Raw genomic sequence first — 24,479 nt, 5'->3', positions numbered from 1 at the left:
CCGGCGGCCCCCGTCATCCCGACGGCATTTCAAGTTTCCGTGATCGCCAGCGCCGCCAGGACGCCTCGTCGTCCACGTCGTCCATGACGGCGACGAGAGCGGCTCTCTGTCCGCGGCGCAGGCGGGCGAGGGTTTCGGCAAGCGTCGTCGCCTCGGACCAGCGCACTCCCGCGAACAGGTCGTGGGGCTCGGCCGGGCGCCGCCGCGCGCCGACGAGCCAGAAGCCGCCATCGGTCGCGGGGCCGAAGACGTAATCAGAGCGTCCGAGCGCGCGGAACGCCTCGGCGACATGGTGCGGGCCTATGCCCGGGATGTCGCAGCCGATCACGACCACCGGACCCGGCGGCAGTCCGACGGGGGGCCGCCGCATCGGCCGGCGCATGCGCACACCGAGATCGCCCTGCCCCTGCGGGATCACCGGCACCATGCCGCGCAGCCGTGCGCGGTCGGGGGTGAGCGCGACGCGCAGCGTCCAGCGGCGATCCCGGCGCAGGCGCCGCAGCAGCCGCTCCAGGGTCGTGCGGTGGAAGTTCAGGGCGCCCGCGGGCCCGATCCCGCGCGCGAGTCGTGTCTTCACGGTGCCAAGACGCGGAGCCCGGGCCATCACGACGAGATGATTGCGCAATGCCATCCGACCTCTATCCGTAGATCCGGCGCACCAGGCGCGCCGGAACGCCAGCGCAGTAAAGGCCGAGGCAGATTAGATTCCGCAGCGGCCGTGCGATCCAGCCCCCGCTGCGGTAACGCTCGGCCGAGCTGCGGAAGACCGCCGCGATCGGGACGAGCCTGCGGCGGCCGAGGCTGCGCGCCATGGCCACGTCCTCCATCAGGGGAATCGGTGCAAACCCGCCCACCGAATCGTAGAGCGTACGGTGCATGACCAGCCCCTGGTCCCCATAGGGCAAGGCCAGGCGCCGGCAGCGCCATTCGACCAGCCACTCGATTCGGCGCGCTTGGTGCGCGGGATCGTCGAGGCCGAGGATGAAGTAGCCGGCCCGGCGCCTGTTCGCGGGATCCGCCAGGAAGCTTGCGAGTGCCTGTGCCCAGCCAGGCTCCGGCACGGTGTCGGCATGCATGAAGAGAAGCCATTCGCCCGATGCGGCCGCCGCCCCGGCGCCGAGCTGGCAGCCGCGGCCGCGCGGAGCCACGACGACCCGCGCGGCCGCGGCTGCCGCAAGCGCCACGGTGCCGTCCGTGGACCCGCCGTCGGCCACGACGACCTCGACCGCGAAACCCGGAACCCCCGGCTCCAGCGCCGCAAGGGTCCGGCCGAGCGTTGCCGCGGCGTTCAGCGTCGGAATCACCACGGACAGCATCACAGGAATCTCCGCACCGGGTGCCATGCCTAGCCGAATCGTGATGCGGCAGCAACGGACGCCCACCCTTCGCGCCGTTTGGCGCCTTCCCGCGGGCGGGCTATAGTGGAGCCCCGGAAAGCAGCGAGCGGCATGATCGATCTAACGCCGCAGATCCTTCTGCGCGCCTACGCCTTGGGCGTCTTCCCGATGGCGGAGTCGGCGGAGTCCCCCGAACTCTACTGGTTCGACCCCGAGGAGCGCGGCATCCTGCCGCTCGAGGCGTTCCACGTACCGCGCCGGCTGCGCCGGACCGTCCGGCAGGGCCGGTTCGAGATTCGCATCGATTCGGACTTCGCGGCCGTGGTGCGCGCCTGCGCCGAGGCGACGGCCCAGCGCCCCAATACCTGGATCAATCCGGAGATAGAGCGCCTCTACGTCGGCCTGCATGGCCTCGGCGCGGCCCATTCCGTCGAATGCTGGCGCGCGGGGCGCCTGGTCGGCGGCCTCTACGGCGTCGCCCTCGGCGGTGCCTTCTTCGGCGAAAGCATGTTCTCGCGCGAGACCGACGCCAGCAAGGTCGCCCTCGTGCATCTGGTCGCACGCCTGCGGCTGAACGGCTTCACGCTGCTGGACACGCAGTTCGTGACCGAGCATCTGCGCGGCTTCGGGGCGATCGAGATCCCGCGCGCGGAGTATCGCATGCGCCTCGCCGCGGCCATCCAGCGCAGGACGGACTTCACGGCCCATGACGGGGCAACGGTGATGGCGGAGTTCTGGACCGGCAGCGCGGACTGACGGGCGCCGTGCCGCTCAGTGGCAGTCGACGACCCAGATGTCGTAGACGGGATGCTCCAGCGCCGAGAGTGCCGGGCTGGACGCGAACATCCATCCGCGGAAAGCCGCCTGCGGTGGCTCGTCCGGGCGGACCTCGTCGATCTCGAGAAAGGCGGCGGCCTCCGGCGCCTCGATGGGCGGATTCTTCTTGCAGGCGCGCACGACGACCGACAGGGCGCCGAAGCGCGCGGCCGTGCCCACCGGCACCTCCAGCGCACGCACGCGGGCGGTCACCTTGTCCAGCGCCTGGAGCACGGCGACCTGGTGGTTCTCCATGGGCTCGGCGCCAGCAGTCGCCGAAGCTGCCAGCACGACGCCGGCTGCCAGGATCCCGAGGACGCGCATCACTGGCTCAGCAGGCCCCCGGTCGAGCCGCCGGCAGCCCCGGGAGCGGCTGGCGCTCCGGCAGGTGCGGGCGCCAGGGGCGCCTGACCCTGCTGCCCCTGCTGCTGGCCCTGCTGCTGGCCCTGCTGGCCGCCTCCCGCGCTCTGAAGGCTGAAGATCACCTGGCCCAGGAGCTGCTCCAGCCCCGGAGTCGACTGCGTGAACTCGATCCGGCCGCCATCGGCGATCGTCTCAGGATCCCCGCCGGGCTCCAGCGACATGAACTTGCCGCCCAGAAGGCTCTCGCTCGCCACGACGGCGACCGTGTCCTTGGGCAGACGGATCGAGGGGTCGATGCTCATGCGCACGACCGCGAGAAAACTCTTCGAATCAAGCGTCTGCTCGACGACCGTTCCGACCTTCACGCCGCTGATCCGGACGTCGCTCCCGGCCTGCAGCCCACCGGTGGTGGAGAAGTTGGCGGTGACCTCGTAGCCCTCGACCCGGCGCAGGTCTGCGCTGGTGTAGGCGAAGACCAGGAAGAGCGCCGCCACCACGAGGACGACGGCGCCAAGAATGGTCTCGATTGTATTCCTGCGCATCGCAGCCTTCCGCTCAGCCCGGAGTCCAGGGCTCGTAATCGCCGGTGCCGCGCGGACGCTCGCCACCCTTCAGCACGCTGCCCTGCGGCCGGTACGCCTCGAGCGTCCCGGTCGCGTTTGGCTTGTGCGGCTTGACCCAGGGCCGGTGGTACGGGCTGTTCCGGGCCAGCGGCTCGGCATGGGTATGATGAAGCCAGGCGTGCCACTCGGGCGGCACCTTGGTCGCCTCGGGCTCCCCGGCATAGATCACCCAACGGCGCTCACGGCGGCCCTTCGCGGCCCCCTTCTCCCTGTAATAGGTGTTCCCGAACTCGTCGGTCCCGACCTGCTCGCCGTGGCGCCAGGTGAAGAACCGGATCTGGAAGCTCGAGAGGACCGAATAGAGAGAATTGCGGACGGCCATGGGTTCTCTTTCGGGCCAAAGGGCCCGCTTCTTCGGGTGTCGCGACGGCGCGGGACTATGGCATCTGGCCGTGCGCACGTCCAGACCGTGCAGGATGCCACCGATTCCCGTCCTGGCCGCCGCGAATACCGCTCCGGGCATCCCCGGCGTGCGGGCGCCCCGGAAACTTCATCCCACCTCCGGAGGCGAGGCGCAGGGCGGCTCCGGAGGGCGCTTTCCGCAGCTTTCCCGAACGATCCACAGGGTTGCGCACACCGAGCCGCGGCGATCTCCACAGCCTTACCCACAGCATTTTGTGGGGTCATGGAACACCGCCGCATAAATCTGGTTGTAGACCCAAGATCCTGTGGCACACTCCTCGCCACATACCCAATCTGGCGGAGTCCCCCGGTGCGTGAGGGATGGCCGCTGTCTTGAATAGAGGGACCGCGTCACATGCGCATCGAGCGTCGATTCACCACCGAAGGCCGGGATGCCTATGACGGCATTGAGTTCCGCAAGGCGACCAGCGAGATCCGCAATCCCGACGGCTCGGTCGTCTTCCAGGCCAAGGACATCGACGTTCCTGCCGACTGGAGCCAGGTCGCCTGCGACATCCTCGCCCAGAAGTACTTCCGCAAGGCCGGCGTGCCGGCTGCGCTGAAGGCGGTCGAGGAGAACTCGGTCCCCTCCTGGCTGTGGCGGCGAGTCGCCGACGACGCGAGGGTGAAGAAGCTCCCGAAGGAGGAGCGCTTCACGGGCGAGCGTTCGGCCAAGCAAGTCTTCGACCGGCTCGCCGGCACCTGGACGTACTGGGGCTGGAAGGGCGGCTATTTCGATGCCGAATCCGACGCCCGCGCCTTCTTCGACGAGATGCGCTACATGCTGTGCCGGCAGATGGCCGCGCCGAACAGCCCGCAGTGGTTCAACACCGGCCTGCACTGGGCCTATGGAATCGACGGGCCGTCGCAGGGCCACTTCTACGTCGACTTTCAGACCGGCGAGCTCGTGAAGTCCGCCTCGTCCTACGAGCACCCGCAGCCCCATGCCTGCTTCATCCAGTCGGTGGGCGACGACCTCGTGAACGAGGGCGGCATCATGGACCTGTGGGTCCGCGAGGCGCGCCTGTTCAAGTACGGCTCGGGCACCGGCACCAACTTCTCCAAGCTCCGCGGCGAGAACGAGAAGCTGTCCGGCGGCGGCAAGTCGTCGGGGCTGATGAGCTTCCTGAAGATCGGCGACCGCGCCGCGGGCGCCATCAAGTCGGGCGGCACCACGCGGCGCGCCGCCAAGATGGTGACGGTCGACCTCGACCATCCCGACATCGAGGCCTACATCGACTGGAAGGTCGTCGAGGAGCAGAAGGTCGCGGCCCTGGTCGCCGGCTCGAAGCTTGCCTCGCAGCACATGAACGCGGTCATGAAGGCCTGCACCGAGGCCGCGGACCTCGGAGAGAAGCGCCTGGACCCCAAGGAGAACAAGGAGCTCAAGCGCGCGATCATCGCCGCCCGCAAGGCCATGATCCCGGAGAACTACATCCAGCGCGTGATCCAGTTTGCCGGCCAGGGCTTCACCTCGATCGAGTTCAAAACCTACGACACCGACTGGGACTCGGAGGCCTATCTCACGGTCTCGGGCCAGAACTCCAACAATTCGGTCCGGATCACCAACGACTTCATCGAGGCGGTGCTGGACGACGCCGACTGGCAGCTCGTGCGGCGCACCGACGGGAAGGTCCACAAGACGCTGAAGGCGCGCGACCTCTGGGACAAGATCTCCTACGCCGCCTGGGCCTGCGCCGATCCCGGCGTGCAGTACGACACCACCATCAACGACTGGCACACCTGCCCGGCCTCGGGGCGGATCAACGCCTCGAACCCGTGCTCGGAATACATGTTCCTGGACGACACGGCCTGCAACTTGGCGTCCCTGAACCTGCTGACCTTCCGCCGTGCCGACGGCTCCTTCGACGTCGAATCCTACGAGCATGCCTGCCGCCTGTGGACGGTGGTGCTCGAGATCTCGGTAATGATGGCGCAGTTCCCGTCGAGGGAGATCGCCCAGCTCTCCTACGAGTTCCGGACGCTCGGCCTCGGCTACGCGAATATCGGCGGGCTGCTGATGGCCGCCGGCATCCCCTATGACAGCGACGAGGGCCGCGCCATCTGCGCCGCGCTCACCGCCGTCATGACCGGCGTCTCCTACGCCACCTCGGCCGAGATGGCGGCCGAGCTCGGGCCCTTCCCCGGCTATGACGCCAACCGCGAGCACATGCTGCGCGTGATCCGCAACCACCGTCGCGCCGCGTATGGCGAGACCGGCGGCTACGAGGGGCTGTCGGTCCTCCCGGTTCCGCTGAAGGCATCGGACTGCCAGGACGCGGCGCTGGTCGCGGCGGCGAAGCGCGCCTGGAACCGGGCGCTCGAGCTCGGCGAGACCTCGGGCTACCGCAATGCCCAGGCCACCGTGATCGCTCCCACCGGCACCATCGGGCTGGTGATGGACTGCGACACGACCGGCATCGAGCCGGACTTCGCCCTGGTGAAGTTCAAGAAGCTCGCGGGCGGCGGCTATTTCAAGATCGTGAACCGGCTGGTGCCCGAGGCCCTGCGCAAGCTCGGCTACACGCCGGCGCAGATCGAGGCGATCGAGCGCTATGCCGTCGGCCACGGCACGCTGAAGGGCTCGCCCGCCATCAACCACGAGCAGCTCCGCGCCAAGGGCTTCACCGACGGCGCGCTGGAGGCCCTCGAGGGCGCGCTGAAGAGCGCCTTCGACATCAAGTTCGCCTTCAACAAGTGGACGCTGGGCACCGAGTTCTGCACGGGCGTCCTGGGCGTGCCGGCCGCGCAGCTCGATGACTTCGGCTTCGACCTGCTGGCCTGGCTGGGCTTCACCAAGCCCGACATCGAGGCCGCCAACACCTTCTGCTGCGGCGCCATGACCCTGGAGGGCGCGCCGGAGCTGAAGGACGAGCACCTGCCGGTCTTCGACTGCGCCAACCCCTGCGGCCGGATCGGCAAGCGGTATCTCTCGACCGAGAGCCACATCCGCATGATGGCTGCGGCCCAGCCCTTCATCTCGGGCGCGATCTCCAAGACCATCAACATGCCGAACTCGGCGACGGTCGAGGAGTGCAAGGACGCCTATCTGCTGTCCTGGCGCCTCGGGCTGAAGGCCAATGCGCTGTACCGCGACGGCTCGAAGCTGAGCCAGCCGCTGAACGCCCAGGTCCTCGAGGACGAGGCCGATGCGGAGGATGGCGTCCAGGCGATCGTCGACGCGCCGGCCGCGGCCCGCGCGCCCATGGTGGCCGAGCGCATCGTCGAGCGGGTGGTCGAGCGCATCACCCGCCGCGCCGACCGCGAGAAGCTGCCCGACCGCCGCAAGGGCTACACGCAGAAGGCCGTGGTCGGCGGCCACAAGGTCTACCTGCGCACGGGCGAGTACGACGACGGCCGGCTGGGCGAGATCTTCATCGACATGCACAAGGAGGGCGCGGCCTTCCGCTCGCTGATGAACAACTTCGCCATCGCGGTCTCGCTGGGCCTGCAGTACGGCGTGCCGCTCGAGGAGTATGTCGAGGCCTTCACCTTCACCCGCTTCGAGCCCTCGGGGATGGTCCAGGGCAACGACAGCATCAAGATGGCGACCTCGATCATCGACTACCTGTTCCGCGAGCTCGCGATCTCGTACCTGCAGCGCACCGACCTGGCCCATGCGACGCCCGACGACCTCTCGCCGGACACGCTGGGCTCGGGCGAGAAGCAGGCCGAGCTGCCGATGGTGGCCCAGCAGATCACGCAGCAGACCATCGACGCCGCGAAGCGGGTGGTGAGCTCGGGCTACGTCCGCAACAACCTGCGGGTCCTGCAGGGCGGCGCCGTGGGCCGGGTGGCCGCGGTGGCGGTCGGGGCCGAGGCGACCGCCTTCGCCGGCGGCGCCGAGGCGACGGCCCGTGCCTACGACGCCTCGGGCTCGGCCGCAGTGGCCGTCTCGGTGACCACCGGCGACGTGCCGACCACCAAGATGGACAAGATCCGCGAAGCCCGCGCCAAGGGCTACGAGGGCGACCCCTGCGGCGAGTGCGGGAACCTGACGCTGGTCCGCAACGGCACCTGCCTGAAGTGCGACACCTGCGGCGGCACCACGGGCTGCTCGTAAGGGCGGCATCGGCCCCAGGGCCACAGGCTGATGAAGGGGGAGGCGACAGCCTCCCCCTTTCCTTTTGCGCCCAGGCCGCTCCGTCGCGGGTGGCTTGGGATCTCCAGGACGCCTAGCCGGCGCGCTTAGCCCGGCTCGCCTCGCTGGACGTCTAGCACCGTGAGGCGCCGCTCGTCGCCAGTGCGCGTCTCCCAGAGGATCGACTGGCCGACGCCGAGGCCGATCAGCGCTGTGCCGATGGGGGTCAGCACCGAGACCCTTCCCCGTTCGATGTCGGCCTCGTCGGGGTAGACGAGCGTGGCCGTGCGGACGGTGCCTGTCGTCTCGTCGCGGAACCGGACCAGGCTTCCCATGCGCACGACGTCGTCGGGAATCCGTCCCGCCGGCAGCACCTGGGCCCGGTCGAGCTCGTCGACCAGGCAGGAGGCGATGTCGGGCATGATGTCCATGGCGGCGCGGGCGAGCGTCGACAGGCGCTCGTTGTCCTCGGCGGTGATCCGGATCCGCGGCTTCGCCTGGCCACCCGCGGAAGCTGGCGAGACCTGCCTCGTGGCTGCGTTCTGCATGGTTTGTCTCCTCTCGTTGGATCGGTGATGGATGCGGTGCGTGTGCCCTTAGGCGGCGGAGGGCCCCGGGTCGGAGCCGTCGTCCTCTCCGTCGGAGGGGGATGCCGGGGGCACGGCCCGCGGCGTGGGCCGCCGCAGCGGCCTCAGCCGCACGACCTCCGCTCCAGGCTCCCCGGTCCTGTGGGAACCGCTCGGGTCTGCGGGCGAATTCGGCTTCGTCGGCATGGACGGAACTCCTCTGGACGACAGGCGCCGGCACGGATGCGCATGGGCGATAGCCGCGGCATGACGCTGCCGCGCCGTCCTGGTTCACGCTGGATGCTTGGGATGCCGCCGTTGGACGCCGGGCGTCCGATACTTGGTGGTGGCCTGACGACCAGGCCTCCGCGGGCCCCGGGCTCGGGGCGCGGCGGCGCGTCGAGCTCGGGGCTAACTGCCCGCGATCAGATTGCCAGCGCGATGCTGACCACGGCGAAAGGTTGCGTTGCTCGACATGCGAATCATCTTAGCCCCCCCGCCGCGGATGTCAAACCGAGGGGCTTCCCGCCGGCGTCGCGGCCGCGCAAGGACATCCAAGCGGGAACGTCCGATCCTCCGAGATGTTCGAGAATTGTTCCGACACGTCCGGAGTCCCGCCCCCGATGCCGCGTGCCCTCAAATGGACAGGGATCATCCTCGGCGGCCTGGTCCTGCTGGTGGTCGGCGCAGCCCTGGCGCTGGAGACCCGCTGGTTCCGGGATTTCGCGGCCGGGAAGGCGAGCGCCGCCCTGGGCCGCGAGGTCACGATCGAAGACATCGACTTCCGCTGGTCGCCGCCCTGGAGGCCCGTCGTGCGCGTCGAGGGGCTGCGCATCGCCAATGCGGACTGGGCGGGATCCGAGCCCATGGCCGATGTGGGGGCCGCCTCCGTCCGGATCGACCTTCCCAAGCTGATCGGCGGGCGCATCGTGCTTCCCGAGGTGGAGATCGACCGGCCCGTCCTGCGCCTTGCCCGGAACGACCAGGGCGCCGCCAACTGGGACCTCGGCGGGGACGGCGCGGACGACGGCGGCACCGACCGTCAGGCAGGGCCCGACACGCCGCCGACCGTGCCGGAAATCGGGCGCCTGGTGATCCGGAACGGCGACGTCGCGGTCAGGGATCCCCAGACTCAGCTGGACGTGCGCACCAGCGTCGACACGGTGCCGGGTCCCGACGGCACTGACCGCCTCAAGGTCGCGGGCGGCGGCACCTTTACCGGCAAGGAGGTCGCGCTCGACGTCACCACCGGGTCCCTGCTGGCCCTCGCGAGCGCCGAGAACCCGTTCCCGGTGGATGGCACGCTGAGGGTCGGGGATACGACGGCGAACCTCTCGGGCACCGTCGCCGACCCCATGCGCCTGGCCGACACGGACCTTACGCTGCGCATCGAGGGCCAGGACCTGGCCGAGCTCTTCCCGATCTTTGGTTTTCCGTCGGCCCAGACGCCGCCCTTCCGCGTGTCCGGCAAGCTCAACCGGCGCGGCAGGGTGTATGACGTCGACGACCTCCAGGGCCGCGTTGGCGACAGCGACATCGCCGGATCCGTTCACATGGACCTCAGCGGGGAGCGCCCCCTCGTCACCGGCGATCTGGTCTCGAAGCGGCTCGATCTCGACGACCTCGCGGGGTTCATCGGCGGCACGCCGGGCACGGGCCCCGGAGAGACCGCCTCGCCCGAGCAGCGCGAGGCGCGCCGCCGGCAGGAGGCGGAGGGGCGCCTCATCCCGAACTCGCCTGTCAACCTCAAGACGCTGAACGCCGTGGACGTGCGGATGCGCCTGCGCGGCGAGAGCATCGAGACGCCGGGCTTCCCCGTGCGCGGCCTGGATGCCACCGTGAACCTGGAGCGCGGCAAGCTGCGGCTCGATCCGCTGTCCGTCGAGATCGCCGGGGGGAAGCTGCAGGGCAACGTGACGCTGGACGGCAGCGGCGACGTGCCTTCCACCGACTTCGACCTGAACATCAGCCGGATCCAGCTCGCCTCGCTGTTCCAGGGGACCCGTTTCGAGAAGGAGATGGGCGGCAGCATCGGCGGCCGTGTGCAGCTCGCGACCCAGGGCGACAACTTGCGCCGCATGGCCGCCGGGGCGGACGGCCGCGTCACGATGGCCATGGGCAACGGTAAGGTCAGCGCGCTGATGGTCGAGGCGGTGGGCATCGATGCGGCCGAGGCACTCGGCTTCCTGCTCAGCCGCGACGAGCCCGTGCCCGTGCGCTGCATGGTCGCCGACCTGCGCGTGACCGAGGGCTATGCCGTGTCCGAAGCGCTTGTGTTCGATACAACCGATACGAATGTCACGGGCACTGCGAAAATTAACCTTGGCCGGGAGACCCTTGACATCGACATGCTGGCCCATCCCAAGGACCCGAGCCCCCTTTCTGCGCGCACCCGGGTGGGCATCGGGGGGACGTTCATCGAGCCCGCCGTGAAGGTCGGCTCGGAGGGCCTGATCGCCCGCGGGGCGGCGGTTCTGGGCCTCGGCGTGTTGCTCGGCCCGCTGGGCGCGCTGCTACCGTTGGTGGAGCTCGGACTGGGCGAGGACAGCCCCTGCGGCGCCCTTCTCCGGGAGGCCGGGAGAAAAGCGGACTAACTCCGGAAATCCACCTTCGGTCAAACTTACCTTAACCATCTGAACTGTAGCCTGCGCGCCATCGCCCACCCATGATGCGATGCGCTGCAGATCATGATCTCGACCTTGAAGGCCGGACACTTCCTCGCCATGGCTCTCGGAGCCGCCCTGCTGATTTCCGGCCCTGCCGCGGCGCGTCCGCCCGAGGCCGAGATCGTCATCGATGCCGGCACGGGCGAGGTGCTGCATTCCGAGAACGCAGACGTCCGGACGCAGCCCGCTTCGCTCACGAAGATGATGACGCTGTACCTGACCTTCGAGGCGCTGGACCGGGGCGATCTCCGGATCGACCAGTTCCTGACGGTCTCGGTGCATGCGTCCAACCAGTCGCCTTCGAAGCTGGGCCTGAAGCCCGGCGGGCGCATCATGGTCGAGGACGCGATCATGGGCCTCGTGACGCGGTCCGCGAACGACGTGGCGGTCGTGCTGGCCGAGGCTCTGGCCGGCTCCGAGAGCAGCTTCGCAGAGCGCATGACCCAGAAGGCCCGCGAGCTCGGCATGAGCTCCACGACCTTCCGCAACGCCTCGGGCCTGCCGAACAGCGGCCAGATCACCACCGCCCGCGACATGGCCACTCTGTCCCAGGCGCTGATCAAGAACCACCCGCGGCGGTACCAGTATTTCGGCCGCGCGCAGTTCGTCTATGACGGGCAGCAGATCCGCTCGCACAACCGGCTCATGTCGCGCTACGAGGGCATGGACGGGATCAAGACAGGCTTCGTCAACGCGTCGGGCTTCAACCTGGCGGCTTCGGCGCGCCGGGACGGGCGGCGGCTGATCGGCGTCGTCCTGGGCGGAAGCTCGGCCCGGTCGCGGGACGACCGCATGGCCGCCCTGCTGGACGATGCCTTCGGCGTCGAGCGGCTGGTCCGAAGCACGACGCGCGTCGCCGCGCTGCCTGAGCCGGCCGCCCCGCCGCGCCTGGCCCAGGGCGACACCGTCGCCTCGCGGGTACTGCCCGCCCCGGTCTCCAAGAAGGCCAGGAAGACCGCCGCGACCTGGACGATCCAGGTCGGTGCCTTCGGCTCCAACAAGCAGGCGCAGGTGAATCTCGCCACCGTCAGGCGCAACCTGACGGCGACGCTGCTGGGCGGCGCGAAGCCGGCGGTCGTCAAGTCCAACGGCAAGTACCTGGCCCGCTACACCGGCCTCGATCAGGACGATGCCGCTGCCGCCTGCAAGGCGCTCGAGCGGAAGGGCCAGGACTGCATGGTGCTCAAGAACTGACCAGGATGTCCTGAGGCCTCAGCCCGCCCCGCTCCCCAGCGGGGCGGTCTCACATAGCTTCCAGACGTCCCCCTGAAGGGCGAAGAGCATCGCGGAGGCTGGCTGGACGGAACGGTCCGTCACCACCCGGAACCGGCTTCCTGCGCATTGCCCGGCCGCCGCCGTCTCGACCGGCACCTTCACGTTCTTCGACCTCAGGCACGCCTCGGCGCCGCTCGGAACCGGGCCGCCGGCCTTCCCGGCCCGCTGCCCGTTCAGCAGCATGTGATAGTTCCTCACCTGCCCGCCGGCGACCTCGGCCATCACCTGGATCCGGGCGAAGCGCGAGCGGTACAGCCCTGCCTGCTGGTCGCCGTCGCCGCTGGGATTCTCGAGCGGCCGGAAGTTGATGGCGCCGCAGGACGGCGGCTGCTTGCCCGATTGGGCCGCGGCCGACCCGCCGGCCAGCGCCGCGCAGGCGGCCACCACCGCTGCGGCGGTCCAGAAGTTCCTGATCATCCCCGTCTCCATCAGACCTCGTTCGACTTCGCCGTGTCCGGCGCCTGGTTGGCCTGGTCCTCCGTGGGCTGCTGGTCCCGGCCGGATCGCCGGTACCAGGGTTCCGCGTCGGGGTTGCGCCGTCCCTTCGGGGCATCGCGCGGAGCCTGCCTGGAGCTGTCCCTGCCCATCTCTCACTCCTTCGATCGTAGGAAAGCGAAGCTCCAACAGGATCCGGGAACGCCCGTTACGGGGCGGCGGGCCCGAATCCGTCATGCCCGCAGATCCGGGAACAGCTGGTGAATTCGTGACCACCTGCGCCTTCCCGGTGTTTACCTCGGGGAAACGTCTTTCGAGGTGCCAATGAACTTCGTCGCCATCCGGGATGAGAGCGGACGCGAGGTCCGCCTGAACCCCGCAGCCGTCACGCTGCTGCGCACCGCCGGGGACGGGCGCACAAGGATCTGCCTGGGGCACGAGGACCACGCTGTGGTGGTCATGGGCGACCTGGACGCCGTCGAGGCGTTGCTGACCGATGCCGAGCCGCCGCCCGTCGACCCAACCCTGGCGCTGGTGTCCTGACATGCGTGTCGTCTATGCCTATACCGCCCCGCGCGACGAGGCGCTGGAGCGCGAGATCGCATCCGATCTCGGCAGCCGCTTCGGCGGCTCACGCCAGACGGACGCCATCGAGGCGTCGGGCGGAATCGTCACCGTCACGCTGGAGCTGGACGCCGTCGAGCACCCTGCGGATTCCGTCGCCGAGCGCATCCGGGTACGCCCGCGCGTGATCGACGCGGCGACCGACTCCCTCGGCGAGGGGGTCTGAGGGACGTCGGCTGCAAGGTGGCTGGATCCGGCGCGGCGATATGGCTAGCCTCGGTTCGTTCGACCGCAACCGGATGCGAGGATCCATGACCCAGTCCATCGAGAGCCGGCTTGCCCAGCTCGGGATCGAGCTGCCGCAGCCCGCAGCTCCCGCGGCCGCCTATGTGCCCACCATACGCACCGGCAACCTGGTCTACGTATCCGGCCAGCTTCCGGTCTGGAACGGCGAGATCCGGTTCAAGGGCAAGGTCGGGGCCACCGTGACGGTCGAGCAGGCTCAGGAGGCCGCCCGGCTCTGCGCGCTGAACCTTCTCGCGCAGGTGCATGCGGCCTGCGGCGGCAGCCTGGATGCGGTCCGCCGCTGCGTGAAGCTCGGCGGCTTCGTGGCCTCGGGGCCGGATTTCTACGACCATCCCAAGGTCGTCAACGGCGCCTCGCAGCTGATGCTCGACGTGCTCGGCGATGCCGGGCGCCATGCGCGCTTCGCGGTCGGCGCGCCCGCCCTGCCCTTCGACGTGCCGGTCGAGGTCGACGCCGTCTTCGAGGTTGCCTGATGCTGCATCGCACCCCAGTTTGCTGGGATGCCTGACACCTCGGAATCCCTGGAACTGTCGGTCCTGGATGGCATCGGCCGGGTCGATCCGGCCGAATGGGACGCCTGTGCCGGTACAGACAACCCGTTCCTGAGCCACGCCTTCCTGCTGGCGCTGGAGGACAGCCGCTCGACCGGTCCGAAGACGGGATGGCTGCCCCGTCACCTGGCCCTGCGCGACGCCTCCGGTCGGCTGATCGGCGGCGTCCCGGCCTATGTGAAGAGCCATTCCTATGGCGAGTACGTCTTCGACCATGCCTGGGCGAATGCCTATGAGCGCGCGGGCGGCCGCTACTACCCCAAGCTCCAGGTGGCGGTCCCCTTCACGCCTGTGACCGGACCGCGGCTGCTGGTCCGTCCGGACGCACCGGACGGAGCCGCGCGCCTGCTGATCGGCGGCCTGGAGCAGGTCGCCGAGCGGCTGGGCGTCTCCTCGGTCCATGCGACCTTCCCGATTGCGTCAGAATGGGAGGCCTTCGGCGAGGCCGGCTGGCTGCTGCGCCTCGGATACCAGTTCCACTGGCGCAACGAGGGATACGGCAGCTTCGAAGACTTCCTGGCCGCTCTGAGCTCGCGCAAGCGCAAGGCGATCCGAAAGGAGCGGGAATCCGTGGCGGCGAGCGGGCTGACGCTGCGCACGCTGACCGGGGGCGAGATCACGGCGCGGCACTGGGACGCCTTTCACCGCTTCTACGAGGGGACGGTGGACCGCAAGTGGGGCTGGGCCTACCTGACCCGCGACTTCTTCCACATGCTGGGCGAGCGGCTCGGGGACCGCGTCGTCCTGGTGGTGGCCGAGGACGACGGGCGGCCCGTCGCCGGGGCGCTGAACCTGCGCGGCGCGGACGCGCTGTACGGCCGCAACTGGGGCGCCGCAGGCGAGTACCCGAACCTGCATTTCGAGGCCTGCTACTACCGCGCCATAGACTTCGCCATCGCGCACGGCCTTGCCCGCGTCGAGGCCGGAGCCCAGGGCGAGCACAAGATCGCACGCGGCTACCTGCCGGTGCGCACCTACAGCGCCCACTGGATCGCCGATCCCGGCCTGCGTGACGCGGTGGACGATTTCCTCCGCCGCGAGCGCCCCTCCGTCGACCTCCAGATCGCGGCGATGATGGAGGAGAGCCCCTTTCGCAAGGAAGGATGAAGGTCGCCGCGGACGCGGCGGCAGGAAGGGCCGCTCAGGGCTGCGCGAGCGGCGCTTCCGGCGGGTCTCCGGGCCGCAGAAGGTGGATGCCGGTCCCCGCCGCGCCGAGCCCCAGCCCATCCTTTAGAACCTGCTGGCTGTCGTAGTGCCCGCCGTTCTGCCGCCGGTAGGGGATCGGCGCGTCCGTGAACAGGCTGTGCAGGCGGGCCCGGTAGCGCTCGGCGATCCCGGCCCAGTCATCGAGGGAGAGACGATCCGCCTGATAGATGACGAAGGGCTCGAGGACGGCCATGCCGGGATAGTAGAGGGTGCCGTGCTGGATCGGGAAGAGCAGGTCGTCCAGCATGCCGTTGACGCCTCGCGGGGAGTAGTGCGGCGCCCGGCCGCCAATCGTCACCGATACGAGCGCGCGCCGTCCCAGCAGCGTGCCCTCGCCGTAACGGTCGCCCCAGCGCTCGCCGCCGTGCTGGCCAACCCCATAGGCAAAGCCGTACGCAAACACGCGTTCGAACCATCCCTTGAGGATTGCGGGCACAGAGAACCACCACATCGGGAACTGCAGGATCACCGCATCGGCCCATAGCAGCTTCTTCTGCTCCGCCGCGACATCCTCGCTCTGGGAGCCGCCGAGATAGGCGCGCTTGGACTCGCGCCAGTAGACCAGGCGCTCCGAGTTCCCGGGGTCGGCGAAGTCGCCGGCGTCCGCCACCGCCTTCCAGCGCATGGTGTAAAGGTCGGACACCTGCACCTCATGCCCGAGTCCGCTCAGGGTGTCGACCGCAAGATCCTTTAGCGAGCCATTCAAGGACTTCGGCTCCGGGTGGGCATGGACAAGGAAGACGTTCAAAGCTCTCTCCATGGACATGAACGAATTGCCGGATGCGCCACCACCCTAGAGGGTTCCCCTGCCATTCTTGAAATCGGGACACCGGCGTGCTGCTATCCACCCGATGGATAGGAGCATCGACCTCAACCTGCTTGTCGCCCTCGACGCGCTCCTCGCGGAGAGGAACGTCACGCGCGCGGCCCGGCGGCTGAACCTGAGCCAGCCGGCGCTGTCCGCTCAGCTCGCCCGATTGCGCGACCTGTTCGGGGACCCGCTGCTCCTTCCGGCACAGCGCGGGATGATCCCGACGCAGCGCGCGATGGAACTGCAGGAGCCGCTGCGCCTTGCCCTGGAGGAAGTCCGTGGCGTCGTTCTATCGGGATCGCGGTTCGACCCATCCGCCGCGGAGATCACCGTTTCGATCGCCGCCAGCGACTATGGGCAATACTCAGCCTTGATGCCGCTCGCCTTCGCGCTCGCGCGCGAGGCTCCCGGGCTGAGGCTGGCCTTCCGCACCCTCGAGGCGACCGCACTCCTTTCACAGATGGAGCGGGGTGAGGTCGACCTCGCCGTGATGACGCCACAGACCGCGCCCGACCGGCTGCGCATGCGCGGCCTCTTCGAGGAGCGGTACGTGGCGATCACGCGCAGGAACCATCCGGCCGTCCTGAACGGGCTGGACCTCGACACGTTCTGCTCCCTGGACCATGTGATCGTCTCGCCGCGTGGTGGTGGCTTCGCCGGCCCGGCCGACGCGGCGCTCGCGGCGCACGGACGCACGCGGCGCGTCGCGTTGTCGGCGCCGGGCTTTCTGATCGTTCCGGAGCTCGTCGCCCGCTGCGACATGGTGGCGCTGGTGCCCTCGCGCATCGCGCACGAGCGTGCCGACCGGCTGCAGATCTTCGAGCCGCCGGTTCCCGTGCCCGGCTTCAGCATCGCAATGGTCTGGCACGACCGCACTGCGGACCACCCTGCCCAGAAATGGCTGCGCAGCCGGCTGGTGCAGCTCTTTGCCCACCCCGCTTAGTAGTGGATCCGGTCCTGCTTCGCCGCCCACTCGTCGAAGACGGCGCGCGCCTCGTCCGCCAGCAGTCGCCTGGACGGCATGGTGCGGGCGTCGATGGGCTTCGCGATCTCTCCGTAGAGGAAGCTGTCGTCGAAGCCGATGGCCGCGGCGTCGGCATGGCCGTTGGCGTAGACGAAGCGGTCCAGACGCGCCCAGTAGGCGGCCGCAAGGCACATGGGACAGGGCTCGCAGCTCGTGTAGAGGACGCAGCCCTTCAGCACATGGTCGCCGAGCTTGCGCGCGGCCGCCCGGATGGCCTCGATCTCGGCATGGGCCGTCGGGTCCTTGCCCGAGGTGACGCGGTTCCAGCCCTCGCCGACGATCACGCCGTCCTTGACCACGACGGCCCCGAAGGGCCCGCCCTCGCCCGCCAGCATCTTCTCCCGGCTCAGCGCGATCGCGCGGCGCAGGAAGCCTTCCTCGTCCATGCCTCGACCCCGTCAACGGCTCCAGGCGTCCAGGATCACCGCTGCCGCGGCCTCGCGCAACGGGGTCCGTGGCGGCTGGGGCGCGCCATCCAGCCGTAGTCCGAACAGCACCTCGACCAGATCGCCGCTTCGCCGGACCTGGCCACGCGCCGCGACTTGCGGATGTTCAGGGACCATGGCGGCGTCGAGGACCGGCTCGACGCAGCAGTCGATCCCGCGGAACAGCTCCGCCCAGTGGGAAAGGGGTCGGGAGGCGACGGCGGCGGCGACCTCGTCCGCCAGGCCGGTCTGCGGCAGCGGCTCGTCCTGCCGGGCGGCCCAGTCGGGCCGCCCCATGGCCTCGCAGAAGGCCGCCCAGAACTTAGGCTCCAGCGCGCCCACGGCGAGGAAGCCGCCATCCGCCGCCCGGTACAGCCGGTAGCAGGCCGTGCCGCCGTCGAGCAGGCCCTGCTCCCGCACCGCGGGCACTCTTCCGCGCGCAGCTGCCGTCAGCGACGCCGCCTGCCAGCCCAGCACAGTCTCCATCAGGCTGAGGTCCAGATGGGCCCCCTGCCCGTCCCGCTCGCGCGCGAAGAGGGCTGCCGCAACCGCGCAGGCGGCCTGGACCGCCGCGGCATGATCGGCTACCGGGGGAAATGCCATGGCCGGAGCCCCGGCGGGACCGGACCCCGACAGGCCGCCGCCCACCGCCATGTAGGTGATGTCGTGCCCGGCCCGCAGCCGGAAGGGTCCATCCTGCCCCCAGCCCGAGAGCGAGGCCACGATGAGGCGCGCGTTGATGGCACGCAGCCGCTCCAGCGGAAAGCCGAGCCTGTCGAGCGTTCCCGGGCGGTAGCTTTCGAGCAGGACGTCGGCCTGCGTCAGCAGCCCCGCCAGCAGCCCGGCCCCTTCGGGGTCCTAGAGGTCGATGCGCACCACGGTCTTGCCGGCGTTCAGCAGCTTGTACCAGGGCGTCATGCCATCGGCGTCGACGGGGCCGAGGACGCGCATGGGATCGCCCGAGGGCGGCTCAACCTTCACGACCTCCGCGCCGAGATCGGCCAGGATCTGGGTCGCCAGCGGCCCGGGCACATACTGGCTGAGGTCGAGGACGCGAACCCCCGCCAGCAGCCGGCGCGTCACGCCGGGGTCCCGCTGAACTGCAGAAGCGACGGCGCCTTGTCGATGATCTCCTCGAGAATTGCCTCGGCGGTCTCGAGATCGTTCCTGATATTGGCGTCCAGCCGTTCCTGCAGGTTGGGATTGCGGAGCTTCTCGTGGGCGTCGTAGAGGCTGCGCAGCTCCGAGATGAAGATCTCCCGCGCACCCAGCGGCAGCACCGTGTTGGCGGAAAGCACGAAGAAGAACTTCATGCTCGCCTTCACCAGGAGCGCGAGCATCAGAGTGTCGAGCCGCTCGTACTCGGCCTGGAGATCGTCCTTGCGGCCCTCGGCCAGGTTGCGGATCCGGCTCTCCACCAGGATGCAGAGCGCCTTGAACTCGCCGACCTTGTCCCGGAACTGCTGGTACGCGATGAAGCTCTGGCGGGCCGCCTCCTTCTGCGCGACAGCGGAGAGCTGCGCCGCCTCGCGCAGCTGGCGTTCCAGGGCCTGGAGAAGCCCGACCGCCTCGCTTCGGGAATAGGTCCTTCGCACCGTTTCGCTCCCGCGCCGACCGGGCATCGCTATAGCATGGGCGGACAGGCCCCGCCACGGGGCCGAGCGCCGCCCGTAACCGGCGGGCCGCGGCTCCGCCCGAGCAGCCGGCAGGCAAAAAGAAGGCCCGCCGGCGCTGCGCGCGGGCGGGCCCCGTAACAGGTCTGCGGAAGGCCGGCCGCCGCGCCCCATCCGGGACGGGCGGCCGGCGCGGCCGTCATTCGACCATTTCGGGCACCTTCTCCTCGTCCTCCTCGGACTTCGGCGGGTTCGGGTACTCGAAGCTCAGCTTGTCGTCCTCGACCGTCACGCGGACGAGGCCGCCCTTGGCGAGCTTGCCGAAGAGAAGCTCCTCGGCCAGCGGCTTCTTGATGTTCTCCTGGATCACGCGGGCCAGCGGACGGGCGCCGTAGAGCGGGTCGTAGCCCTTGTCGCCCAGCCACTCGCGGGCCTTGTCGGACAGCTCGATGGTGACGCCACGGTCGGCCAGCTGGGCCTCGAGCTGCATCACGAACTTGTCGACGACCTGCGAGATGATGTCCTTCGTGAGGGCCTGGAAGGGGATGATCGCGTCCAGCCGATTCCGGAATTCCGGCGTGAACAGCTTGTTGATCGCCTCCATGTCCTCGCCGATCCGCTTCTCGCGCTCGAAGCCGATGGCCGGCTTGGCGAGGTCGGCGGCGCCCGCGTTGGTGGTCATGATCAGGATCACGTTCCGGAAGTCGACCGTCTTGCCGTTGTGGTCGGTCAGCTTCCCGTGATCCATGACCTGCAGGAGGATGTTGTAGAGGTCAGGATGGGCCTTTTCGATCTCGTCGAGCAGCATCACGCAGTGCGGATGCTGGTCGACGGCGTCGGTCAGGAGCCCGCCCTGGTCGAAGCCGACATAGCCCGGAGGCGCACCGATCAGCCGGCTGACCGTATGCCGCTCCATGTATTCCGACATGTCGAAGCGGATCAGCTCGATGCCGAGCGTGCGGGCCAGCTGCCGCGCGACCTCGGTCTTGCCGACGCCGGTCGGCCCGGAGAACAGGTAGTTGCCGATCGGCTTCTCGGGGTCGCGCAGCCCGGCGCGGGCCAGCTTGATCGCCGAGGACAGCGCATCGATCGCCTTGTCCTGACCGAAGACCATGGTGCGCAGGTCGCGCTCCAGGTTCATCAGGACCTGCTTGTCGTCGCGGCTGACGGACTTCGGGGGGATGCGGGCGATCTTGGCGACCACGCCCTCGACGTCCTTGACCGAGATCGTCTTCTTGCGACGGCTCTCGGGAAGAAGCATCTGGGCCGCGCCGACCTCGTCGATGATGTCGATCGCCTTGTCCGGCAGCTTGCGGTCGCCGATGTAGCGCGCCGACAGCTCCACCGCCGAGCGGATCGCCTCATTGGTGTAGCGAACCCGGTGGTACTTCTCGTAGTAGGGCTTGATGCCCTGGAGGATCTTGATGGCGTCCTCGATCGAGGGCTCGTTCACGTCGATCTTCTGGAAACGGCGGACGAGCGCCCGGTCCTTCTCGAAGTAGTTCCGGTATTCCTTGTAGGTCGTGGAGCCGATGCAGCGCAGCGCGCCGCTGGCGAGCGCCGGCTTCAGCAGGTTCGAGGCGTCCATGGCCCCGCCCGAGGTGGCGCCGGCGCCGATCACCGTGTGGATCTCGTCGATGAACAGAACCGCGTTGTCCTGGGCCTCGAGCTCGGAGAGGACGGCCTTGAGCCGCTCCTCGAAGTCGCCGCGATAACGCGTGCCGGCCAGCAGGGCGCCCATGTCCAGCGAATAGATGATCGCGGTCTCCAGGACGTCGGGCACCTCGCCGTTCACGATGCGCCGCGCCAGGCCCTCGGCGATCGCGGTCTTACCCACGCCCGGGTCGCCCACATAGAGCGGGTTGTTCTTCGAGCGGCGGCACAGGATCTGGATCGTTCGCTCGACCTCCTGCTCCCGGCCGATCAGCGGGTCGATCTTGCCCGAGGCCGCCTTCTTGTTCAGGTTGACGCAGTACGCCTCGAGCGCTTCGGTACCCTTCTTCACGACCTTCTCCGCCGCTGCGTCCTCGTCGGCACCGGAAACCCGCCGCGTCTCGGTACGACCGGGGGCCTTCGCGATTCCGTGGGAGATGTAGTTCACCGCGTCAAACCGGGTCATCTCCTGCTCCTGCAGGAAATAGACCGCGTGGCTCTCACGCTCAGAGAACAACGCTACCAGCACATTGGCTCCAGTCACCTCCTCGCGGCCAGACGACTGGACATGGATGGCGGCGCGCTGCAGCACACGCTGGAAGCCTGCCGTGGGCTTCGCGTCCTCCCCGCGGTTCGTCACGAGGTTGGCGAGCTCGTTGTCGAGGTACTCACTCAGCTCCGACCTCAGCTTGTCGAGATCGACTCCGCAAGCCCGGAGGACGGCCACCGCGTCCTGATCTTCCGTAAGGGCAAGCAGCAGATGCTCGAGGGTGGCGTATTCGTGTCGGCGCTCGTTGGCGTACGCAAGGGCTCGGTGCAGTGATTGCTCGAGGTTACGCGAGAGCATACCGGGCTAATCCTTCTCCAAGGTGCACTGTAGAGGGTGCTGATGCTGCCTGGCGAAATCCATCACTTGTGTGACCTTGGTCTCTGCCACCTCGTAGGTGAAGACACCACAGATCCCGACTCCCCGCTTATGCACATGGAGCATGATGCGGGTTGCCTCTTCGCGGGATTTGTTGAAGAAGCGTTCCAGCACATGAACGACGAACTCCATAGGAGTGTAGTCGTCGTTCAACATTAGTACTTTGTACATAGAGGGCTTCTTGGTTTTCGGCTTTGTCTTTACGACAATGCCGGTCGCAATCCCCTCGTCTCCGTTCTTGTCGCTGTCGGCCATGAGCGGTGCGTGCAACCATCGAAGGATATCCTCATCGGATAATATGAGAACTCCCTCGGCGCTTGGAAGGGGCGATCTGGAAAGACCCAATCCTGTCACCCCGACGCCCGCGGCCACCGCCACGCCGTCCAGCGCCGCCGGGATGAGCGCCCCGAACGGGACGGGCTTCCGAAACGAGCCAGGGCCTCGACCCATGCGTTTCTTTCTGCCCGCAAAGAACTAAACCCGGGGCCGGGCCTCAGGTTGCCTCCACCGGAACCGGTCTGGCGGAAAATATTGGGCATACCCTCCCTCGAAAGGGTGCCGGAAAAGGCGAAGGCCCGGCCGCACAAGCGGCCGGGCCTCCCCGAGCATCGACACTCCGGCGCATGCCGCGCACCCATGGCGCCGGCCGGCGCGCGGTGCCGGATCAGGCGGCGATCGGCTTGGAGAGCTTCTCGACCGCGGCGTTGACGCGCGCGTTGATGGGCTCCAGCGCCTCGTTGGCCACCTTGACGCCAATTTCCGAGAGCTTGGTGCCCTCGGCGACCAGGCTGTCGAAGGACGACTTCGCGAAGCCCGTCTGGAGGTCCACCAGCTCGCGGACGGTCTTCACGCCGATCATGGCCTTGCCGGTGGCCACGCCGACCTCGAGCGAGGCCTGCCCAAAGGCGATCAGCGCGCGGCTCATCTCCTCGACGCCCTTGGCGACGATCGCCTGCGACTGGATGACGGCATCGACGTTCTGCTTGCCGAAGCTCGCCAGTTCCTCATAGCTCCGGAAGAACTTCTGGCTGGTCTTCTCGATCTGGTCCCGGGCCACGGACATGACCTGCTCGTAGTTCCGGGTGGCGGCATCCTGGCCGACCTTCACCAGGTTCTCGACGGTCTGCTTGGCCTCGGTGGCGGCGTCTTCGACGCTCTTGGTCGGCACGGTCTTGGTACGGGTCGTCATTTCGCGTATCCTCTCCTCTGGCCACGCAGCCGGACAGGGCGCGGGGCTTCGCTTTCGGACTCAGTCGATGCTGCACTGCAGCAATGGCCTAAATCTAAGCGCGCATTCCGTGATGTCAACCCGATTTTTGTGCACTGCACAATAAGTCGCAGGGTCACGTTAACGGCGCGTTCACCAACGGCGGGGCCAGATGGCGCGCCTCCCTCCTGACGGCCTTCGGAACCCCGCATGACTTACTGCCTGGGCATCAAGATCAAGGAAGGCCTCATCGGCCTGTCCGACGGGCGCATCACCGCCGGGACGCAGGTGACCGCGGCGCGCAAGGTCACCATGATGGGCGCCGGCGGCCACCGCTTCTTCGTGATGACGAGCGGCCTGCGCAGCGTGCGCGACAAGACCCTGGCCTATTTCCGCCGCGAGATGGGGAACACCCATGGCGGCAGCTACGCCACCATGCTGGACGCGCTGGGCGGCTTCACGCACAGCCTGCGGCAGGTCGCGGCCGAGGACCGCAAGGCGCTCGAGGAGTCGAAGCTCAACTTCAACATGCATGCGATCATCGGCGGACGTCTGGCCGAGGATCCCGAGCCCTGCATGTACCTTGTCTATCCCGAGGGGAACTGGATCGAGGTCGACGAGCGCACGCCCTACCTTTCCATCGGCGCTACCGCCTATGGCAAGCCGATCCTGGACCGAGCGCTGCGCTTCGACACGCCGATGCGCACGGCGCTGAAGCTCGCCTACCTCTCCTTCGATTCCAGCCGCTACAGCTCGGCCGACGTCGGCTTCCCCATTGACCTCGTGACCTACGGCAATGCCGACCGGCGCTGGCGCGAGGCGCAGTTCGACTACGACGACATGGTCGATCAGCGCCAGTGGTGGAACAGGAACATCACCGACCTCGCCCGCCGGATGCCCGACGGCCCCTGGGCCGGCACGCTGCTGAACCCCGAGCAGGCCGAGGCCGACGGTCCTGCGGGGTAAGCGCGGGGAATAGGCCGCGGACCTGGCTCAGGGCGGCAGGGCCGCCTCTTCCACCACCTGGCGGGCGGCGACGATGCCGACGAACCATTCGCCCTGGTGGCAGCCATTGGCAAACCAGTAGCTGCCGGTGGGGAGGCTCGCCCGGGTGCCTGCCCGGCCGCGAAGGCCCGCCACCTTGACGGCGGCCACCAGTGCTGCGAATTGCGGCCGCGACAGCACGACTTCCGGGCCGTCGGGGCGAAGCTGCCCGAGCGGCGCATCGGCCGAGAGGCGGGAGAGCTCGCCGACGAGGATCGAGCGCGTCTCCAGCCGGGCGCCCTCCGTGGTCTCGCGGAGATCGAAGGTCCTGATGCGGTCCGAGCCCGGGACGGTATGGATCATGCGCAGGCGCGTCGGCTCGGCGGGACGGCACTGCGCGCGCAGGTCGTCGCCGCTGACGTAACGGACCCATGTCAGCGGGCCGCCGCCCGCCGGTTCCGGCAGCGACGCGCAGGCGCCGAGCACCGATACGGCGACGAGCGGGCCCGCGAGGCGAGCTGCGAGGCGAAGGGCTTCCCGTGACCGGGCCGGTCCGGCGGCATTGCTCATGCAATAGGAATCGCATGCAACGCGCACATGCCCGCGAGGCGCGCTCGGCTTATACCAATTCCCCACCCCATCCGTT

At 68.8% G+C, this 24,479-nt stretch carries 25 protein-coding genes and 1 pseudogene; 10 read left to right on the top strand and 16 right to left on the bottom strand.

Going from position 1 to position 24,479, the window contains the following annotated elements:
* Window positions 1–13 precede the first annotated feature (13 nt).
* Window positions 14–631, bottom strand: coding sequence for a TIGR04282 family arsenosugar biosynthesis glycosyltransferase (locus JUB13_RS07690; protein WP_207478222.1), 618 nt, complete (start codon window positions 629–631; stop codon window positions 14–16).
* A 7-nt stretch (window positions 632–638) separates the two neighbouring features.
* Window positions 639–1,316, bottom strand: a complete 678-nt coding sequence (locus JUB13_RS07685; protein WP_236024813.1) for a TIGR04283 family arsenosugar biosynthesis glycosyltransferase — start codon at window positions 1,314–1,316, stop codon at window positions 639–641.
* Between the two features lie 132 nt (window positions 1,317–1,448).
* Between JUB13_RS07685 and aat the strand changes: the two genes are divergently transcribed.
* On the top strand, window positions 1,449–2,093 hold the full coding sequence (gene aat, locus JUB13_RS07680; protein WP_207478220.1) for a leucyl/phenylalanyl-tRNA--protein transferase: 645 nt from the start codon (window positions 1,449–1,451) through the stop codon (window positions 2,091–2,093).
* 15 nt (window positions 2,094–2,108) lie between these two features.
* Here aat and JUB13_RS07675 read toward each other — a convergent pair whose 3' ends face one another.
* From JUB13_RS07675 to JUB13_RS07665, 3 genes are read right to left on the bottom strand one after another with little or no spacing between them, the layout of a single operon-like run.
* Window positions 2,109–2,477 (bottom strand): DUF2155 domain-containing protein, encoded by a 369-nt coding sequence (locus JUB13_RS07675; RefSeq protein ID WP_207478219.1) that lies wholly within the window; start codon window positions 2,475–2,477, stop codon window positions 2,109–2,111.
* Window positions 2,477–3,058 (bottom strand): outer membrane lipid asymmetry maintenance protein MlaD, encoded by a 582-nt coding sequence (mlaD, locus tag JUB13_RS07670; protein ID WP_207478218.1) that lies wholly within the window; start codon window positions 3,056–3,058, stop codon window positions 2,477–2,479. The genes JUB13_RS07675 and mlaD overlap by 1 nt, the downstream gene beginning before the upstream one ends.
* 13 nt (window positions 3,059–3,071) lie before the next feature.
* Complete coding sequence (locus JUB13_RS07665) at window positions 3,072–3,461, bottom strand: NADH:ubiquinone oxidoreductase subunit NDUFA12 (protein ID WP_207478217.1); 390 nt, start codon at window positions 3,459–3,461, stop codon at window positions 3,072–3,074.
* Between the two features lie 435 nt (window positions 3,462–3,896).
* Between JUB13_RS07665 and JUB13_RS07660 the strand changes: the two genes are divergently transcribed.
* Window positions 3,897–7,604, top strand: a complete 3,708-nt coding sequence (locus JUB13_RS07660; RefSeq protein WP_207478216.1) for a vitamin B12-dependent ribonucleotide reductase — start codon at window positions 3,897–3,899, stop codon at window positions 7,602–7,604.
* Window positions 7,605–7,729: 125 nt separating this feature from the next.
* Here JUB13_RS07660 and rnk read toward each other — a convergent pair whose 3' ends face one another.
* Complete coding sequence (gene rnk / locus JUB13_RS07655) at window positions 7,730–8,170, bottom strand: nucleoside diphosphate kinase regulator (RefSeq protein ID WP_207478215.1); 441 nt, start codon at window positions 8,168–8,170, stop codon at window positions 7,730–7,732.
* Window positions 8,171–8,811: 641 nt separating this feature from the next.
* On the opposite strand from rnk, the gene JUB13_RS07650 reads away from it, so the two are divergent.
* A complete protein-coding gene (locus tag JUB13_RS07650) occupies window positions 8,812–10,782 on the top strand; it encodes an AsmA family protein (RefSeq protein ID WP_207478214.1) in 1,971 nt (656 codons plus the stop codon).
* 93 nt (window positions 10,783–10,875) lie between these two features.
* Entirely contained in the window at window positions 10,876–12,048 is a 1,173-nt protein-coding gene (locus tag JUB13_RS07645; protein WP_207478213.1) for a D-alanyl-D-alanine carboxypeptidase, read from the top strand.
* Window positions 12,049–12,066: 18 nt separating this feature from the next.
* On the opposite strand, the gene JUB13_RS07640 is transcribed toward JUB13_RS07645, so the two are convergent.
* Together JUB13_RS07640 and JUB13_RS07635 are read right to left on the bottom strand one after the other, a co-directional pair.
* Complete coding sequence (locus JUB13_RS07640; RefSeq protein ID WP_207478212.1) at window positions 12,067–12,546, bottom strand: hypothetical protein; 480 nt, start codon at window positions 12,544–12,546, stop codon at window positions 12,067–12,069.
* Window positions 12,547–12,557: 11 nt separating this feature from the next.
* The gene (locus tag JUB13_RS07635; RefSeq protein ID WP_207478211.1) at window positions 12,558–12,716 is read right to left on the bottom strand and encodes a hypothetical protein; all 159 of its coding nucleotides are present in this window, start codon (window positions 12,714–12,716) and stop codon (window positions 12,558–12,560) included.
* Between the two features lie 172 nt (window positions 12,717–12,888).
* Here JUB13_RS07635 and JUB13_RS07630 point away from each other — a divergent pair, with 172 nt between their 5' ends.
* The 4 genes from JUB13_RS07630 to JUB13_RS07615 all read left to right on the top strand — a co-directional run bounded on the left by JUB13_RS07630 (window position 12,889) and on the right by JUB13_RS07615 (window position 15,092).
* A complete protein-coding gene (locus JUB13_RS07630; RefSeq protein WP_207478210.1) occupies window positions 12,889–13,107 on the top strand; it encodes a hypothetical protein in 219 nt (72 codons plus the stop codon).
* Between the two features lies 1 nt (window position 13,108).
* Window positions 13,109–13,354, top strand: coding sequence for a hypothetical protein (locus JUB13_RS07625; protein WP_207478209.1), 246 nt, complete (start codon window positions 13,109–13,111; stop codon window positions 13,352–13,354).
* Window positions 13,355–13,439: 85 nt separating this feature from the next.
* On the top strand, window positions 13,440–13,907 hold the full coding sequence (locus JUB13_RS07620) for a RidA family protein (protein ID WP_207478208.1): 468 nt from the start codon (window positions 13,440–13,442) through the stop codon (window positions 13,905–13,907).
* A gap of 27 nt (window positions 13,908–13,934) precedes the next feature.
* Window positions 13,935–15,092, top strand: a complete 1,158-nt coding sequence (locus JUB13_RS07615; RefSeq protein WP_207478207.1) for a GNAT family N-acetyltransferase — start codon at window positions 13,935–13,937, stop codon at window positions 15,090–15,092.
* Window positions 15,093–15,126: 34 nt separating this feature from the next.
* Here JUB13_RS07615 and JUB13_RS07610 read toward each other — a convergent pair whose 3' ends face one another.
* Window positions 15,127–15,939, bottom strand: coding sequence for an NAD(P)H-dependent oxidoreductase (locus JUB13_RS07610; RefSeq protein ID WP_207478206.1), 813 nt, complete (start codon window positions 15,937–15,939; stop codon window positions 15,127–15,129).
* Window positions 15,940–16,042: 103 nt separating this feature from the next.
* Here JUB13_RS07610 and JUB13_RS07605 point away from each other — a divergent pair, with 103 nt between their 5' ends.
* On the top strand, window positions 16,043–16,945 hold the full coding sequence (locus JUB13_RS07605) for a LysR family transcriptional regulator (protein ID WP_207478205.1): 903 nt from the start codon (window positions 16,043–16,045) through the stop codon (window positions 16,943–16,945).
* Here JUB13_RS07605 and JUB13_RS07600 read toward each other — a convergent pair.
* The 6 genes and pseudogenes from JUB13_RS07600 to JUB13_RS07575 all read right to left on the bottom strand — a co-directional run bounded on the left by JUB13_RS07600 (window position 16,942) and on the right by JUB13_RS07575 (window position 22,831).
* The gene (locus tag JUB13_RS07600) at window positions 16,942–17,412 is read right to left on the bottom strand and encodes a nucleoside deaminase (protein ID WP_207478204.1); all 471 of its coding nucleotides are present in this window, start codon (window positions 17,410–17,412) and stop codon (window positions 16,942–16,944) included. The genes JUB13_RS07605 and JUB13_RS07600 overlap by 4 nt on opposite strands.
* Window positions 17,413–17,424: 12 nt before the next feature.
* Window positions 17,425–18,534, bottom strand: a pseudogene (locus JUB13_RS07595) (CaiB/BaiF CoA transferase family protein).
* Window positions 18,531–19,046, bottom strand: coding sequence for a hypothetical protein (locus JUB13_RS07590; RefSeq protein ID WP_328702888.1), 516 nt, complete (start codon window positions 19,044–19,046; stop codon window positions 18,531–18,533). Before JUB13_RS07590 ends, JUB13_RS07595 begins: the two are co-directional and overlap by 4 nt.
* 217 nt (window positions 19,047–19,263) lie before the next feature.
* On the bottom strand, window positions 19,264–21,564 hold the full coding sequence (gene clpA / locus JUB13_RS07585) for an ATP-dependent Clp protease ATP-binding subunit ClpA (RefSeq protein WP_207478202.1): 2,301 nt from the start codon (window positions 21,562–21,564) through the stop codon (window positions 19,264–19,266).
* Between the two features lie 6 nt (window positions 21,565–21,570).
* On the bottom strand, window positions 21,571–21,897 hold the full coding sequence (gene clpS, locus JUB13_RS07580; RefSeq protein ID WP_207478643.1) for an ATP-dependent Clp protease adapter ClpS: 327 nt from the start codon (window positions 21,895–21,897) through the stop codon (window positions 21,571–21,573).
* A 409-nt stretch (window positions 21,898–22,306) separates the two neighbouring features.
* Window positions 22,307–22,831, bottom strand: coding sequence for a phasin family protein (locus JUB13_RS07575; protein WP_207478201.1), 525 nt, complete (start codon window positions 22,829–22,831; stop codon window positions 22,307–22,309).
* Between the two features lie 228 nt (window positions 22,832–23,059).
* Between JUB13_RS07575 and JUB13_RS07570 the strand changes: the two genes are divergently transcribed.
* Window positions 23,060–23,815, top strand: coding sequence for a peptidase (locus JUB13_RS07570; RefSeq protein WP_207478200.1), 756 nt, complete (start codon window positions 23,060–23,062; stop codon window positions 23,813–23,815).
* Between the two features lie 27 nt (window positions 23,816–23,842).
* On the opposite strand, the gene JUB13_RS07565 is transcribed toward JUB13_RS07570, so the two are convergent.
* Window positions 23,843–24,403 (bottom strand): hypothetical protein, encoded by a 561-nt coding sequence (locus tag JUB13_RS07565; RefSeq protein WP_207478199.1) that lies wholly within the window; start codon window positions 24,401–24,403, stop codon window positions 23,843–23,845.
* Window positions 24,404–24,479 lie beyond the last annotated feature (76 nt).

Source organism: Arenibaculum pallidiluteum, from assembly GCF_017355985.1.
Taxonomy (GTDB): Bacteria; Pseudomonadota; Alphaproteobacteria; order Azospirillales; family Azospirillaceae; genus Arenibaculum; species Arenibaculum pallidiluteum.
The sequence above is the reverse complement of the archived record's forward strand: the minus strand, read 5'-3'. Positions and strand labels throughout refer to the sequence as shown.